The sequence below is a fragment of the Williamsia herbipolensis genome, from assembly GCF_036153515.1.
Lineage (GTDB): Bacteria > Actinomycetota > Actinomycetes > Mycobacteriales > Mycobacteriaceae > Williamsia_A > Williamsia_A herbipolensis.
Genome location: NZ_CP108021.1, coordinates 3,618,929 through 3,634,591, shown reverse-complemented (window position 1 = coordinate 3,634,591; position 15,663 = coordinate 3,618,929). Strand labels below are relative to the sequence as shown.

At 68.5% G+C, this 15,663-nt stretch carries 16 protein-coding genes and 1 pseudogene; 9 read left to right on the top strand and 8 right to left on the bottom strand.

Features of this window, described 5'->3' with window-relative positions:
* Positions 1-22: 22 nt before the first annotated feature.
* The 5 genes from OG579_RS16700 to OG579_RS16680 all read right to left on the bottom strand — a co-directional run bounded on the left by OG579_RS16700 (position 23) and on the right by OG579_RS16680 (position 4,137).
* Entirely contained in the window at positions 23-943 is a 921-nt protein-coding gene (locus OG579_RS16700) for an AurF N-oxygenase family protein (RefSeq protein WP_045821731.1), read from the bottom strand.
* Positions 944-1,092: 149 nt separating this feature from the next.
* Positions 1,093-1,395, bottom strand: a complete 303-nt coding sequence (locus OG579_RS16695) for a DUF2516 family protein (protein ID WP_045821730.1) — start codon at positions 1,393-1,395, stop codon at positions 1,093-1,095.
* Between the two features lie 111 nt (positions 1,396-1,506).
* Positions 1,507-2,205: a heparin-binding hemagglutinin gene (locus OG579_RS16690; RefSeq protein ID WP_328856839.1), complete on the bottom strand. Its 699-nt coding sequence runs from the start codon at positions 2,203-2,205 to the stop codon at positions 1,507-1,509.
* Between the two features lie 48 nt (positions 2,206-2,253).
* Positions 2,254-2,688, bottom strand: coding sequence for a helix-turn-helix domain-containing protein (locus tag OG579_RS16685; RefSeq protein WP_045821728.1), 435 nt, complete (start codon positions 2,686-2,688; stop codon positions 2,254-2,256).
* 123 nt (positions 2,689-2,811) lie between these two features.
* Positions 2,812-4,137, bottom strand: coding sequence for a DUF445 domain-containing protein (locus OG579_RS16680; RefSeq protein WP_408068693.1), 1,326 nt, complete (start codon positions 4,135-4,137; stop codon positions 2,812-2,814).
* A gap of 98 nt (positions 4,138-4,235) precedes the next feature.
* On the opposite strand from OG579_RS16680, the gene OG579_RS16675 reads away from it, so the two are divergent.
* From OG579_RS16675 to OG579_RS16660, 4 genes are read left to right on the top strand one after another with little or no spacing between them, the layout of a single operon-like run.
* Entirely contained in the window at positions 4,236-5,033 is a 798-nt protein-coding gene (locus OG579_RS16675; RefSeq protein ID WP_328856838.1) for a TetR/AcrR family transcriptional regulator, read from the top strand.
* A 17-nt stretch (positions 5,034-5,050) separates the two neighbouring features.
* A complete protein-coding gene (locus OG579_RS16670; protein WP_328856837.1) occupies positions 5,051-5,398 on the top strand; it encodes a DUF4873 domain-containing protein in 348 nt (115 codons plus the stop codon).
* Positions 5,395-6,231, top strand: coding sequence for an SDR family NAD(P)-dependent oxidoreductase (locus OG579_RS16665; RefSeq protein WP_328856836.1), 837 nt, complete (start codon positions 5,395-5,397; stop codon positions 6,229-6,231). The genes OG579_RS16670 and OG579_RS16665 overlap by 4 nt, the downstream gene beginning before the upstream one ends.
* 4 nt (positions 6,232-6,235) lie before the next feature.
* The gene (locus OG579_RS16660) at positions 6,236-7,108 is read left to right on the top strand and encodes a polyphosphate kinase 2 family protein (protein WP_408068692.1); all 873 of its coding nucleotides are present in this window, start codon (positions 6,236-6,238) and stop codon (positions 7,106-7,108) included.
* 41 nt (positions 7,109-7,149) lie between these two features.
* Here the strand turns inward: OG579_RS16660 and OG579_RS16655 are convergent.
* The 3 genes and pseudogenes from OG579_RS16655 to aceA form a co-directional block, all read right to left on the bottom strand.
* Positions 7,150-7,716, bottom strand: a pseudogene (locus tag OG579_RS16655) (rhomboid-like protein); the annotation flags it as partial.
* A gap of 121 nt (positions 7,717-7,837) precedes the next feature.
* Positions 7,838-8,719, bottom strand: a complete 882-nt coding sequence (locus OG579_RS16650; RefSeq protein WP_328856835.1) for a 3-hydroxybutyryl-CoA dehydrogenase — start codon at positions 8,717-8,719, stop codon at positions 7,838-7,840.
* A gap of 180 nt (positions 8,720-8,899) precedes the next feature.
* Positions 8,900-10,195, bottom strand: a complete 1,296-nt coding sequence (aceA, locus tag OG579_RS16645) for an isocitrate lyase (RefSeq protein WP_045821725.1) — start codon at positions 10,193-10,195, stop codon at positions 8,900-8,902.
* Positions 10,196-10,585: 390 nt separating this feature from the next.
* Here aceA and ramB point away from each other — a divergent pair, with 390 nt between their 5' ends.
* The 5 genes from ramB to OG579_RS16620 all read left to right on the top strand — a co-directional run bounded on the left by ramB (position 10,586) and on the right by OG579_RS16620 (position 15,658).
* Positions 10,586-12,049 (top strand): acetate metabolism transcriptional regulator RamB, encoded by a 1,464-nt coding sequence (gene ramB, locus OG579_RS16640; protein ID WP_045821826.1) that lies wholly within the window; start codon positions 10,586-10,588, stop codon positions 12,047-12,049.
* A gap of 18 nt (positions 12,050-12,067) precedes the next feature.
* Positions 12,068-12,598: a carboxymuconolactone decarboxylase family protein gene (locus OG579_RS16635; RefSeq protein WP_055786069.1), complete on the top strand. Its 531-nt coding sequence runs from the start codon at positions 12,068-12,070 to the stop codon at positions 12,596-12,598.
* The gene (locus OG579_RS16630) at positions 12,595-13,353 is read left to right on the top strand and encodes a class I SAM-dependent methyltransferase (RefSeq protein ID WP_082079857.1); all 759 of its coding nucleotides are present in this window, start codon (positions 12,595-12,597) and stop codon (positions 13,351-13,353) included. Before OG579_RS16635 ends, OG579_RS16630 begins: the two co-directional genes overlap by 4 nt.
* A 101-nt stretch (positions 13,354-13,454) precedes the next feature.
* Positions 13,455-14,738, top strand: coding sequence for a PucR family transcriptional regulator (locus OG579_RS16625; protein WP_328856834.1), 1,284 nt, complete (start codon positions 13,455-13,457; stop codon positions 14,736-14,738).
* Between the two features lie 41 nt (positions 14,739-14,779).
* Positions 14,780-15,658 (top strand): glycosyltransferase family 2 protein, encoded by an 879-nt coding sequence (locus OG579_RS16620; RefSeq protein WP_328856833.1) that lies wholly within the window; start codon positions 14,780-14,782, stop codon positions 15,656-15,658.
* Positions 15,659-15,663 lie beyond the last annotated feature (5 nt).

Below are 15,663 nucleotides of genomic sequence, written 5' to 3'. Positions count from 1 at the left end.
TTCCCGTACCTCGTCGGTCGTGCTAGATGATCGCGCCGCGGCGCAGCAGGTACTTCCCGGGTCCGCCGATGAGACCGCACTCGTCGAGGAACGACACCGTCTTGGCGCATCCGTTGCGCTTGCGGTCGTTGTAGTAGGTGTTGGTGCGGGCGGCCTTCTTCGCGGCCTTCTTGTCGAGGCCGGCAGCCTCGTAGACCTTCGGGTTCACGAGGCAGAACACCACCATGTAGACGGTGATCGCGAGCATGAGGCGCGTCAGGTGGCGGCGGATCGGGCTCATGTCGGCCGCGATGCGCACCGTCTCCTCGCGGGCGAAGCGGATGTGGCGGGCCTCTTCGAGCACGTGGATCTTGCTGACGGTGCGGGTGACCGGCTGCACGCGCGGGTCCTTCATGAAGTCCCGCTGCATCATGTCGAGGATCTCCTCGGCGGCCAGGGTGCCACCGAAGGCCAGCGATCCCGACGCCAGCGCCTTGAACGGGCGCGACAGGAAGTTGATCCACTTCGGGCGCTCGTAGTTCGGGATGCCGAAGTGCTCGGCGGCCTTGGCGAACATCGTCGAGTGCCGGCACTCGTCGGCGATCTCGGTGAGCGCGAACTGGAAGTGCGGCGACGCCGGATCCTGCTTGTAGGCGTCGCGGATGAGCATCTGCATGAGGATGATCTCGAACCAGATGCCGGTCGCGCTGATGCTCGCGGCCTCGTGCTCGGTGAGCGTGATGCGCTGGGCCTCGGTCATCTGATCCCACATCTCGGTGCCATAGAGGCTGCACCACTCGGGGGTCATGCCGTAGAAGCTCTCGTGGTCGATCGGGGCATCCCAGTCGACCTCGATCAGCGGGTCGTAGGACTTCCGTGCCGACGAGGCCAGCAGTCTCCGCGCGGTGTCCTGGCGGTCCTGCACGCGATCGAATCGGGTGAGGGGCTCGGCTGCGATGGTCATCGTGGGCTCCTGTCGAAGGCGGTTCTGCCCTCGGTTGACGACAAAGTCCTTGTCAATCAACGATGCGATATGACACCTACCGTTGTCAAGGTATTGAGACAACGAATATTGTCACGCCACGCGATGGCACCAACGGGCGCCGGCGGAGATCAGACCTTGCGGAACCAGCGCTTGTTCTGGATCGCGTCGACGCGGGGGCGGACGTCGACGAGGTAGACCAGCACCGCAACGATGCCGATGATGCCGAACAGGCCCAGCAGCCCAAAGAACCAGATGAACAGGCTCGCGAGCACCAGGATGCCGACCCAGATCACCTTCGACTGCCGATCGACGGCCGGGAAGGCGTCGGGACGCTGGATCGCGGCGTGGACGAGTGCGACGATCGCGGCGGCTCCACCGACGATCGTGAGGATCAGGACGATGAGGCTCTGTCCGTAGGCGAGGATGCTCATGGCCCCGATCCTATCCGGGCATCACCGACACCGGTCGCGGCCCGCGAACGCACGGACGCCCCCGACGAACCGTGGTCCGTCGGGGGCGTCCGGGTCTGGCGGTGAAGGGCCTTACTTCGAGGCGGCCTTCTTGGCCGGGGCCTTCTTCGCGGGGGCCTTCTTGGCCGGGGCCTTCTTCGCGGGGGCCTTCTTGGCCGGGGCCTTCTTGGCGGCGGGCTTCGCGGCCGGCTCCTTCAGCTCCTCGAGGACCTTGGCGGGCGAGTCCTTGCGGCCGCGCGCCTTGGCCTCGACGGTGCCGGCGGCACCGGCGGCCTTGCCCGAGGCGAGGTTGGCGAGCTTCGCGGCGCGCTCACCCACGGCCCGGGTCTGCGAGGAGATGGTGCCCAGGGCGTCCTCGGTCAGGTCGACGGCGTCGTTGTAGACCTTCTCGGCCTTCGAGACGTTCTCCTGGAACTCGGGCTGGGTGCGCAGACGCTCGACGGTCTCCTCGCCGCGCTCGGCGAGCGAGTTGTAGATGCCGGTCGCGACCTCGATGTAGGCCTCGGCGACCTTGCGGAGCTCTTCGGGGGTGAAACGGGTGCGCAGGTCGTCGATACCGGCAGGCACCTCCTCGGGGAGTGCGTTGATGCGGTCGCGGGTCTCGGTGAGGCGCTCGCGGGTCTCCTCGATGCGCGCCTGGGCGGTCTCGGTGGCGGCCTCGGTGCGCTCACGGAGCTGGGTGAGGACCTCGTTCACCTGCTGGAGGGCAAGGTCGCCCACGCCGACCGCGGCGTAGATCGGGGTCGAGAAAAGCTTGTCGTTCTTGCTCATTGGTGTCTCCTTCATGGGTGATGCGATGGTGAACCGACGCGACTGGGACTACGGAGCGGCTGGGACGCCGTTCTCCTTGCGGAACGACTCGTAGATCTCGAGCAACATCTGTTTCTGTCGCTCGCTGATCTGTGAGTCGGCCAGCAGCGCGTCGCGTACCGGGCTGGCCGCACGTTCTTCGAGAATGCCTGCGCGGACGTACAGCACTTCCGCCGACACACGCAGACCTTTCGCGATCTGCGCCAACACATCTGCCGACGGTTTGCGCAGTCCTCGTTCGATCTGGCTCAGATACGGATTGCTGACTCCGGCCCGTTCGGCCAACTGCCGAACCGAGACTTCCGCGGCAACCCGCTGAGACCTGATGAACGCACCGATGTCCTGTGCGGCGTTCACAACGTTCTCGACTGCTCGAGTCGCTGCGTCCTCGGCATCCACGAGAGGCGTTGTGTTCTCCGGTGGATCGACCGATTCAGAGTTCATCGGTACCTCCTTGAGTCTCCGTGCACCAGTATTCGCACCGAGTGCTAACAAATGCAAGCACTCAGCTAATTTTTGGCCCCGATAGTGGCCGATACCACACGGAGAGAGGGTGTGCCGGGGGCGTCAGCCGAAGAGCAGCACCGAGATCGAGTAGATCGCGAGGCCGGCGAGCGAGCCGACGACGGTGCCGTTGATGCGGATGAACTGCAGATCGCGACCCACCTGGAGCTCGATCTTGCGGCTGGTGTCCTCGGCGTCCCACCCGCGCACGGTCTCGGTGATCACCGAGACGATCTCGGTCGCGTAGTTGGCCGCGACGTGGCGTGCGACCCGCACGGTCCAGAAGTTCATCTTGGCCTGCAACGCCTCGTCGTTGCTGACGCGCGTGGCGACCTTGATGACCGCGTCGGCGAGCGTCGCGCGCAATGTGCTGTCGGGATCGTCGAGCGCCTGTTCGAGAACGGCTTTCGCGGCCTTCCACGCCGACGACGCCGCACCGGCCACCTCGTCGCGACCGATGAACTCGGCCTTGATCTCCTCGAGCCGCTCGATGGTGGCCTTGTCGTGCTGCAGATCCTGGGCGAAGTTCTCCAGGAACTGGTTCATCGCCCGCCGCACCTCGTGGTCGGGATCGGAGCGGACCTTGTTGGTGAAGTCGACGAGTTCGCGGTGGATCCGTTCACCGACAACGGCGTTGAGGAACTTCGGCGCCCAGGCGGGGCCGTCCTTGTCGATCACCCGATCGATGAGGCCCTGACTGTCGAGCGCCCAGTCGTGCGCGCGGTCGCACAGCATCGCGATGATCGGCGCGAGCCTGTTCTCCTCGATCAGCTGCTCGAGCACGCGACCGGCGGGCGGTCCCCACTGCGGTTCGGCCATCCACCGCATCCCCGCGACGATGAACTGCTCGACGTCCTCGTCGCGCAGCATCTCCCCCGCCAGTCCGATGGCGCGCGACGCCTCCTCGCTGATGCGATCGGAGTTGCGCGGATCGGCCAGCCATCGCGAGACCCGCTGCGGGAGTTCGAGTTTGCCGACCTGTCCCTCGATCACCGAGGGCGTCATGAAGTTCTGCTCGACGAATCCGCCGAGCTGGTCGCCGATCTGGTCCTTCTTCCGGCGGATCAGGGCGGTGTGTGGGATGGGCAGGCCCAGTGGCTGGCGGAACAGTGCGGTGACGGCGAACCAGTCGGCGAGCGCGCCCACCATGCCCGCCTCCGAGGCCGCGCGCACGTAGGCGACCCAGCCGGCGGCGTCGGCGCCGTCGCGGCTCTCGATCCAGCGGGTCAGCAGGTACACACCGGCGGCGAAGACCAGCAGCCCGGTCGCGACCACCTTCATCTTCCGCAGGGCTCGCCGGCGTTCGGCGTCGGCGGCGTCGAAGCCGGACAGACCGGTGGGGGCGGCGCTGGGGGCGGGCGCGGGGTCGGTGCGCTGCGCCGTCGACATCGAATTCACCTGACCAGTCTTACCCGAATCCGACTCTCGTGCCCGCGCCGGACGAGCTGCGGTGATCCGGCGCCCACCGGCGGGGATACTGTGGGCGCATGCCCGCTCGCCAGACCACCGCCGCGGCGGCCCGTGCCGCCGTCGTGGCCGCCGCGAACGCGACGAAAGGGCTCGAGGCCGCGCTGCGGGGCGCCGCCGACGACATCCCCGACGGCAAGCCCGACGGCCGCAAGCAGCGGTGGCAACAGCACAAGGAGGAGCGGCGCGCGGAACTCGTCGACGGCACCCTCACCGCGGTGCGCGCCCTCGGCGCCGACATCGGCATGGACGAGATCGCCTCGCACATCGGCGTCTCGAAGACCGTCCTCTACCGCTACTTCACCGACAAGAACGATCTGAACACCGCCGCGATGGTGCGGTTCATCGAGGTGACCCTGCTGCCGCGGCTCACCGAGGCGCTGATCGACGACGTCGACGAGTTCACGATGACGCGCGCGGTGATCTCCATCTACGTGCAGACCATCGCCGACGAGACCCAGATCTACACCTTCGTGACCAGCTCGAAGTTCTCCAGCCCCACGGTTCTCGCCGATTCGGAGAAGCTGATCGCGCAGGTCGTCGCGTTCGCGATGAACGAGCGGCTCAGCCACCGAGGTCTCGACACCGCCGGCTTCGAGACGTGGGCGTACGCACTCGTCGGCGGCGTGCAGCTCGCCACCCACTGGTGGATGGTCGAGCGCACCCTGAGCCAGGAACAGCTCATCGACCACCTCACGATGCTGGTGTGGACGTCGTTCGTCGGCATCGCCGAGGTCGGCGGCTCGGCGGCGGTGTTCAACTCGCGGGAGCACCCGCTGCCGGAGTTCGGCGTCGCACCGTCGACGACCGCGACCTGACTCCCTACAGTGACGCCATGAGCGATCACGAACCCGCAGACGGCCACGATGACGACGCGGGTGGCTACACCGGTCCGGCGACGATCACCGTGGGCGGACGGCGCCCGGTGGAGGCGAACGTCCAACTGATCGGCCACTTCGATCCCATCGCCGGTCGCTACCAGTGGCAGGGACGGATCCGCGGACTGGCGGTGGTGTCGGATCCTGCCGATCCGCCGGTCGCCGAGGGCACCGAGGTACGCATCAGCACGCCGCACGGCGCCGGCGAGGGGACGCTGTCGGCGGAGGACGCCTTCGGCGGGCACGTGGTGCGCGGGGTGAGCGCGCCACCGTTCGCGCAGCTCCCCGACGACGTCGACCGTTGACCCCGCCGGTCGCGCTGGTGACCGGCGCGAGCCGCGGCGTGGGTCGTGGTGTCGCGCGCGCTCTCGGCGAGGCGGGGTGGACGGTGTGTCTCACCGCCCGCGGCGGTGTCGGACCCGACGACCGGCTCGGTCGTGTGGCCGCCGAGATCACCGCAGCCGGCGGGACGGCACAGGCGATCAGCTGCGACCACACCGACGACGATGCGGTGGCAGAACTGTTCGAGCGCATCGACGGTGACCACGGGCGTCTGGACCTGCTGGTCAACAACGTGTGGGCGGCACCGCGTGGCTTCGGCGGCTTCTCCGAGAAGTTCTTCGAACGCCCGATCTCCGACTGGGACACCTTGATCGGGGTCGGACTCCGCGCGCACTATGTCGCCTCGGTGCACGCGGCGCGGCGCATGGTCGACGCCGGTTCGGGTCTCATCGCGAGCATCTCGTCGTTCGGGTCGCGCGGGCACCTGCACTCGGTGCTCTACGGGATGAGCAAGACGGGGCTGGACAAGATGACCTCCGACATGGCGCACGAGTTGACCGGGACCGGCGTCAGCGCGGTGAGCCTGTGGCCGGGACTGGTCCGCACCGAGCTGCTGATGTCGTTGGGTGTCAACGACTTCGCCGGGTTCTCTCTCGAGCGCGCCGAGGACCCCACGTTCGTCGGCCGTGTCGTCGACGCCCTCGCCCGCGACCCCGACCTGTCCGCGCGCAGCGGTGCGACGTTGGTGACCGCCGAGCTCGGCCGCGAGTACGGGCTGGCCAACGACGACGGCGTCGTACCCGACTCGCACCGTGCGGCATTCGGCGGTGGCGGGCTGTTCGGGCCGGTAGGTTGACCCCGTGTCCCCTTCTGACGAGTCCGGCTCGGGCGATCCCGCCATCGCCTCGGCACCCACCCTCCTGCGCGCCCGCGCGCAGGGACCGCTGAGCGGCATCGACCAGCGCTCGACGCCGGGGTTCGACGGCGGCAAATCCGCGGGCAAGGCGGCGCTGAAAGCCCGTGGCGCGCTTCTCGCCGGGCTGCAGGAGCGGCTCTACGCGCACGGACGCAGCGGCGACCCGCGATCGGTCCTGTTGGTGCTGCAGGGGATGGACACCGCGGGCAAGGGCGGCATCGTCAAACACGTCATGGGCATGGTCGACCCGCAGGGGGTGTCGCACGCGTCGTTCGGCAAGCCCACCGATGAGGAACTCGCCCACGACTTCCTCTGGCGGATCCGCGCCAAACTGCCTGCGGCGGGCCAGATCGGCGTGTTCGACCGCTCACACTACGAGGATGTGCTGGCCGTCCGTGTGCACGATCTCGTCCCGGAATCCGAGTGGTCCACCCGCTACGCGATCATCAACGACTTCGAGGCCGACCTCGTCGCGGCCGGCACCACCGTCGTCAAGGTGATGCTGCACATCTCGACCGACGCCCAGCGCGAGCGGCTGGCCGAGCGCCTCGACCGGCCCGACAAGTACTGGAAGTACAACCCCGGCGACATCGACGAACGCCAGTACTGGCCGGCGTACCAGGAGGCGTATCAGGTGGTGTTCGACGAGACCGACGCCGACACCGCGCCCTGGCACATCGTGCCCGCCGACCGGAAATGGTATGCGCGCCTTGCTGTCACGGAGCTGATGATCGAGGCCCTCGGGCGCCTCGACCTCGAGTGGCCCGCCCCCGATTTCGACGTCGAGCACGAGAGGAAGCGGCTCGCGCAGACCTGAGCGCCCGCACCACCCGGACCGACCACCTGCGGACCGACGATCACCGGACCGAGCAGCAGCCCGGTGGTGATCGCCACGAGGTGCCCGAGCGTCGTCACCGAGGGGTCGACGACGAGGGTGAGCCCCGCCAGCGCCACGACGGTCGTCGCGAACGCCCGTCGCCACTGCGGTTCGACGAACTGCGCCGCGCCGCCGACGAACGCGAAGATCGCGTAGCTGACCCCGATGTCGCGCATCGACATCTGCGACGACGACGTCGCGCCGACCGCGATCGCCACCCACAGCGCGCCCTGACTCACGCCGGTGCCGACGATGTGTCCGGCGAGACCCAGTGCGGCCCAACGTCGGACGCCCAGTCGGCGTTCCATCGGGATCACGACGACCGCGAACATCACGGCGTAGGGCAGCCAGTAGGCGCCGTCGAGCCACGCCAGGCTCGAGAGGAGCACCGCGACCGGATCGGACACCAGGTGGGAGATGTCGGTCGACGACGCGGCCAGCCACGCCGCGACCCGCTCCGGGGCGGCGGTCCGCTGCAGCACCGTGGTCACCAGCAGCAACGCCAGCCAGGTCACCGACACCGGCGCCGAGCGCAGGATGTCGACCATCCGTCGCATCATCATGTCGTCCACCCTGGCCGCGACACCGTCGTCGAGCCTGGACGCCCCCTGTGAGTCGGCTGCAAACAGGGCATCGGTAGCAGTTCGTCCCGCTCAGCGGGACGCACTGCTACGCCTGTGCAGTCGCGGGGTAGCGGTAGAAGCCGCGTCCGGACTTCTGGCCGAGGCGGCCGGCGTCGACCATGCTCAGCAGCAGCGGTGGCGGCGCGTAGAGCGGTTCGGCGTACTCGGCGAAGAGGGTGTCGGCGATGGCCTTCACGGTGTCGAGGCCCACGAGGTCGGCCAGTTTGATCGGGCCCATCGGGTGCGCGCAGCCGAGCATCATCGCCCGGTCCACGTCCTCGGCCGTCACGAGCCCGTTCTCCACCATGCGGATCGCCGAGAGGAGGTACGGGACGAGCAGCGCGTTGACCACGAAGCCGGAGCGGTCCTCGGAACGGATGACCTGCTTGCCCAACACATCCGAGGCGAACAGCTCGGCTCGCGCGGCGATCACGTCAGCCGTGCTCGAGGTGGTGACGAGCTCCACCAGCGGCAGCACCGGCACGGGGTGGAAGAAGTGGAGGCCGATCACACGGTGGCCGTCGGTGGTCGCCGCGCCCAGTCGTGTGATGGGGATCGACGAGGTCGTCGAGGCGAGCACGGCGTCGGGGTCGGTGACGATCGCGTCGAGCGCGGTGAACAGCGCCGACTTCACCGACTCGTCCTCCACGACGGCCTCGCACACCATCTGACGATCGGCGAACCCGTCGAGATCGGTGGTGAATCGCAGCCGACCGCAGGCCTGTTCGCGCTCGCGTTCGGTCAGCGCACCGCTGCTCACGCCGCGGTCGAGCGATTCGAGGATGCGGGTGCGCCCGTCGGCGACACGGTCGCGGGTGGTGTCGTGCACGAGGACGTCGGTGCCGGCGCGGGCACACACCTCGGCGATACCGGCCCCCATCTGACCCGAACCGATGACACCGATCCGCGAGATCACCTCGGTAGCCACGATCGCGCTCCTTGCTTGAGGTGAATCGCGCTGCGTATGTCTGCGCAACATGAGAATTGGCGAGAAGGGGGTAACTCTGATCGGGGACGAGCGAACTGTTCACCAGATAGACAGACGGCCCGCAGCTGACGCTGCGGGCCGCCTGACTGGTCGTGAAGAGTTCCGGAGTGGCGGGTCAGCTCAGTGGAACTGGCCCTCTTCGGTGGAGCCCTTCAGCGCAGCGGTCGACGTGTTGGGGTCGACGGTGGTGGCGATGCGGTCGAAGTAACCGGCACCGACCTCACGCTGGTGCTTGGTGGCGGTGTAACCGCGCTCCTCGGCGGCGAACTCGCGCTCCTGCAGCTCGACGTAGGCGGTCATCTGGTTGCGGGCGTAGCCGTGGGCCAGATCGAACATCGAGTAGTTGAGGGCGTGGAAGCCGGCCAGGGTGATGAACTGGAACTTGAAGCCCATGGCGCCGAGCTCGTTCTGGAACTTGGCGATGGTCTCGTCGTCGAGGTGCTGCTTCCAGTTGAACGACGGGCTGCAGTTGTAGGCCAGCAGCTGGTCGGGGAAGTCGGCCTTGACGGCCTCGGCGAACTTCTTCGCGAGCTCCAGGTCGGGCTTGCCGGTCTCCATCCAGATGAGGTCGGAGTACGGGGCGTAGGCCTTCGCACGGGCGATGCAGGGCTCGATGCCCTTCTTCACGCCGTAGAAGCCCTCGGCCGTGCGGCTGCCGTCGAGGAACGGCTTGTCACGGTCGTCCACATCGGAGGTGATGAGGGTGGCAGCCTCGGCGTCGGTGCGCGCGATGACGACGGTCGGGGTGTCGGAGACGTCGGCCGCGAGGCGCGCCGAGGTCAGCGTGCGGATGTGCTGCTGGGTGGGGATGAGCACCTTGCCACCGAGGTGGCCGCATTTCTTCTCCGAGGCGAGCTGATCCTCCCAGTGGGTACCGGCGGCACCCGCGGCGATCATGGCCTTCTGCAGCTCGTAGACGTTGAGCGCGCCACCGAAGCCGGCCTCACCGTCGGCGACGATCGGGACGACCCAGTTGTCGACGGCGTTGTCGCCCTCGACCTTGGCGATCTCGTCGGCGCGCAGCATCGCGTTGTTGATGCGGCGGACCACCGACGGCACCGAGTTGGCCGGGTAGAGCGACTGGTCGGGGTAGGTGTGGCCCGACAGGTTCGCGTCACCGGCGACCTGCCAACCCGAGAGGTAGATGGCCTTGAGGCCGGCGCGCACCTGCTGCACGGCCATGTTGCCGGTGAGTGCACCGAGCGCGTTGATGTACTCGTCGCCGTTGACGCCGTTCACGCCGTCCCAGAGGATCTCGGCGCCACGCTTGGCGAGGGTGTTCTGCTCGACGACCGAGCCCTGGAGCTCGGAAACCTGCTCGGCGGTGTACTCGCGGGTGATGCCCTTCCAGCGGGGATTGGTGTCCCAATCCTGCTGGATCTCCGCGGTGGTCCTCGGCTTTCCGGTGTTGCTCATGCCCACTTCACTTTCATCGACTTCGTCTACTTGGTCTTGTCCGGTGGCGCCGTGCGCCGTTCGGGGGCACCGGGACTGTGTGAGTACCCGGCGATTCGTGCAGCTCTGCGCCGATCGGATTCGCAACCGGTGAGCCGCCCGAGGGCGCCGCCTGCACCGAGGGTGCCACACACCAAACGTGCTGGTCCACACCTTGGATGTGCCAATCTGAGCCACAACAGGTGACAGATTTGCAAACTCTGCGAAGATGGATCTGCGAAGTCCGCCGGGCGCCCGGGGCAAAAAGTACGCCCGTACTGCGTTTTTGTCGCACGACCGGTCCGATCGACACGGCGGGCTGCGCACGCCGCCGTCGGCGGTCGTCGCCGCGACGAGAGGAAGGTGGTGACCATGATCACATCCACTGCGGGCCGCGATCCGGACCGGAGCGGCGACACCGACCGCGGGGGCAAGACCTTCGTGGGGTCCCGACTACGCGCGCTGCGGTCGCAACGCGGACTGTCGCAGGTGGCGCTCGCCGGGACACTGTCGATCTCGCCGTCGTATCTGAACCAGATCGAGCACGACGTCCGCCCGCTGACCGACTCGGTGCTGGCCCGCATCACCGAGGTGTTCGGCGTCGACGCGGAGTTCTTCAGCTCGCAGGACAACGTGCGGCTGATCGCCGAGATGCGTGAGGTGCTCGGCGACCCCGATCTCGATGCCGACACCGACACCGCCGACGTCGCGGAGATGGTGCGATCGCATCCCGATCTCGCCCGCGCGATGGTGAACCTGCACCGGCGCTACCGGATCGCCACCGATCAACTCGCCGCCGCCACCGACGACCGCGTCGACGGCAGCATGCGCGGGTCGATCACCGCACCCCACGAGGAGGTGCGCGACTACTTCTACCAACGCCACAACTACCTGCACGAGCTCGATGTCGCGGCCGAGGACATGGCCACCCGGATGCGCATGCACTCCGGCGACGTCCGCCGCGAGATCCACAACCGCCTCGAGACGGTGCACGGCGTCGAGATCGTCCGGCGGGTCGACATGGGCGACACCCTCATGCACCGCCTCGACCCCCGCACCCGACGGCTCGAGATCTCCCGCCACCTCTCCGGTGGCCAGCGCACGTTCAAGCTCGCCGCCGAACTGGCCTACCTCGAGTACGGCGACCTGCTGGACAAGCTGGCCGACGAGGGCAACTTCACCAACGACGAGGCCCGCAGCCTCGCCCGACTGGGGCTGGCCAACTACTTCGCGGCCGCCGCGGTGCTCCCCTACTCCCAGTTCCACGGCGCGGCAGAGGATTTCCGCTACGACATCGAGCGACTGTCGGCGTTCTACCAGGTGTCCTACGAGACGATCTGTCACCGGCTGTCGACGCTGCAGCGGCCGAACCTGCGCGGCATCCCGTTCTCGTTCGTGCGGGTCGACCGCGCGGGCAACATGTCCAAACGGCAGTCGGCGACGGGTTTCCACTTCTCCTCCAGCGGAGGCACGTGCCCGCTGTGGAACGTCTACGAGACCTTCGCCTCCCCCGGCAAGATCCTCACGCAGATCGCCCAGATGCCCGACGGCCGCACCTACCTCTGGGTCGCCCGCACGGTGGAGCGACGCGCCGCGCGCTACGGCCAGCCCGGCAAGACCTTCGCCATCGGACTGGGATGCGAACTGCGCCATGCGGGTCGGCTCGTGTACTCCGACGGGCTCGAGATCGGTCCGCAGGCCCAGGTGACACCGATCGGCGCCGGCTGTCGGGTGTGCGAACGCGTGAACTGCGCACAGCGCGCTTTCCCGGCACTCGGCGCGACCCTGCAGATCGACGAGCACCGCAGCACCATCTCGCCCTATCTCATCGACTGACCCTCTAACCTCGGACGCGTGACCCAACCTCGCGTGGCCCCGGGCAATCTCCGTCAACTCGGTCCGTTCAACTGGGTGTTCTGCCGCGCCGCGGCGCGCACCCAGGGGGTGAGCGACATGCACATCTTCTCCACCCTCGGCCGCACCGGTGGACTGTTCCGGGGATGGCTCCACTACTCCGGTCGCCTCATGCCGTTCGGGCCGCTGTCGCGCAAGGAGACCGAGATGGTCATCATCCGCACCGCCCACCTCAGGCAGTGCGCCTACGAACTCGACCACCATCTGCGCATGGGCAAGCGTGCCGGCATCGACCGCGCGCTGGCCGAACGGATCATGGAGGGTCCCGACGCGGGCTTCGGCGAACGCGAACGCGCGATCCTCACCGCCGTCGACGAACTGGTGGGCGACCGCGACATCTCCGACCGCAACTGGGACGCACTGCGGGGACACCTCACGCCGAAACAGCAGATCGGCCTGGTCATGCTGGTCAACCAGTACGACTCGTTGGCCACCACGATCGGGACCCTGCGCATCGAGCGCGACCGATGACACCTCGGCCGATCGGTTCGGCCGCCGACCGGGTCCGCGCGCTGCTGACGGTGCCCGTGCGCGACGAGTCCTCGGGCTACCTCGACGTGCTGCCCCCACCCGAGACGGCCCAGTCGCTGAGCCTGCGGATGATGCAGAACCCGGTGTTCGCCGAGGTGTACGAACGCGCGTGGCGACCGGTGTTCACGCGTCTGTTCAGCCTGGGCGGCACCTCCACCGCCGCCTTCGACAAGCAGCTCACCGCACGGCTGAGCCGTCCCGGTGACCGGATGATCCTCGACGTGGCCTGCGGCCCGGGCAACTACACGCGGCGTTTCGGCACCGGCCTCGACCGCGCGGGCCTCGCCGTCGGGCTCGACTTCTCGGCCCCGATGCTCGGTCGTGCCGTACTCGACAACACCGGTCCGCAGGTGGCGTACGTCCGTGGTGACGCCCACGCACTGCCGTTCTTCGACAACACCTTCGACACCGTCGCCTGCCTCGCCGCGCTCTACCTGATCACCGACCCGATGGCCGTGATCGACGAGCTCGCGCGGGTGGTCGCGCCCGGCGGCGAGGTCGTCGTGTTCACGACCGTGCGGACGCGTCTGACCTCGGTCCCCGGGACCGGCCTGCTCAACCGCGCGACCGGGTTCCGCATCTTCGACCGCGACGAGATCACCGACCGCCTCGCCGCGGCGGGCCTCACCGACATCGAGCAGACGATCACCGGCCAGGGCCAGTTCGTGACCGCCCGCAAGCCATCTGACATGTGAACGTGTCAACAATCGATGTGACGATTCGGCCATGAGCCGACCTGTCCTGCGTTAGCGTGTCCCCGTGCCGGGGAGGGCACTGATGCGGGAGGGGCAGCCACATGTACGCACACACACCCACGACGACCGCGTTCGCGCGGCCCGACGCACGTCCGCTGGCCGCGATCGGCTACGCGGTGCGAGAACTGTTGCGCGGCCGCAACGGTGCCACCGGGATCGACGCCGACATCAAGCACCTGGGTGTCCGCATCTCCTGCGCCGCGATGACGTTGGTCGGTTCGCGTCGCACGCCTGCTCCCGCCCACACCCCGGGTCACCTCGAGTCCGCTATCGCGGCCGCGGCGATGGCCGCAGTCGCCGATGCCGAGGAGTTCGAGCCCGCGGTCGCCGACGACGACATCGCGCAGACGATCGCCTCCGCGGTCGCCATGTGGACGCGTGACGGCATCGACCTGTCGGCGATCCTGTCGGTCGTCGGCAGCGCCTTCGACACCGTCGTGCGCGCCGTGACCGAGCCGGACGGCGCCCCCTCCCCGGACGCAGCCTCCGACGACGGCGTCGACCGCGCGCAGACGCTTCGTGCCCTGTCGCTGCTCATCGACATCCGCGGACGCGTGATCTCCATCGTGACCAGGGCGTTCGTCGCCGAGGCCGACCACGAACTCACGCCCCCCACCGACTCGCCGCGCGAATCGTTCGTCACCGAGGTGCTGGCCGGGCGGATGCACGTCCACCAGTCCGCGGAGTTGGGTGTCGCGCCCGCCGAGCGCTACCAGGTGCTGGCCCTCGTCGCCGACGCCGATGCCCCCACGTGGCGACGTCTGCGCACGGTGGTCGCCGACGTCCTCGGTGACCGGGCTCTGTGCCTGCTCGGGGCGCGCGGCGGCACGGTGATCGTCCCGCTGTACCGACCCGACGACGCCGTCGACACCGACACGGTCGAGGCGCTGCGCGGGGCCATGGGCGCCGACGTGACGTGCACGTCGGTCGTCGGTGGCCCCACCGAGGTCCCGCGCCTCGCGGCCGAGGCCGACGAACTGCTCGAACTCGCCCGCGCGATCGGCAAGCCCCCGGGCTTGTACGGCCTCGCCGATCTCGTCATCGAGTACCAGGTCACCCGCCCCGGGCCCGCCCGCGACCGGCTCGCGGCGATGATCCGCCCGCTGGAGGACAACGCGCAGCTGCTCGAGACGTTGCGGATCCACATGTCCTGCGGACTGAACCGACGCGAGACGGCGCGACGTCTGTCGATCCACCCGAACACCGTCGACAACCGCATGACAAAGGTGTCCGAGGCCATCGGGCTCGACCTCAGCCGTCCGCGTTCCATCGCCCAGACCCAATCGGCGATCCTTGCCTTCGACGCGGCGGGCGCGGCGCACTGACCTCCCGGGTTCCTGCGTCGCGCGGACGTACCGTCTGAGTCATGGCGATATCCGTGGTGATACCCGCCCTCGACGAAGAGCGCACGATCGCGCACTGCATCGGCTGCGTCCTCGATCAGGGGCCGGCGGTCGGCGAGATCATCGTGGTCGACAACAACAGCACCGACGCGACCGCGCAGATCGTGACCGAGATGGCGCGCGACCATCCGGCCATCCGGCTGCTGGCCGAACCGGTGCCGGGTTTGTCGCACGCGCGATACGCGGGCTTCAACGCCGCGACCGGGGACGTCATCGCGGGCATCGACGCCGACACCCGCGTGTCGCCGGGCTGGGCCGATGCGATCGAGACGATGTTCGCACGACACCCCGAGGTCGGCGCGGGTACCGGCCCCGCGGTGATCTACGACCTGCCACACCAGGGCTGGTACCGCAAACGCGCCCGTGACCACGACGACCGCGCCGCCCGTGCGTCGGTAGACGGTGCGCCGGTCTCGATAATCCAGGTCAGCGGAGCGAACACCGCGTTGCGGACAGCTGCGTGGGACACGGTCAAAGACGCTGTCTCCTACCGACGCGACGTCTACGAGGACCTCGATCTGAGCCTGAACCTGAAGGCCGCGGGCTGGGTCGTCGCCCTCGTTCCCGGGATGGCGGCGGGGGTGTCGGGGCGTCGGCTCCTGTCGGGCCCGCGCGATTTCCTGCGGTACGCCCTGTGCATCCCGCGCACCTATCGTCTGCACGGCAAACGCGGCCTGGCCCGCCTCACCACGGTCATCGTCGTCGCCCAGGCCGTGCTCAACACCGCCCGACTCCCGATCACCCGCGCCTGGGACCCGTCGACGGAGTCGTTCTCGCTGCGTCGGCTCCGCAGCGCGGGCGACGACGTCCGGGAACCGCCGGTGTCCTCCGGGTTCGAGTGAGCCCG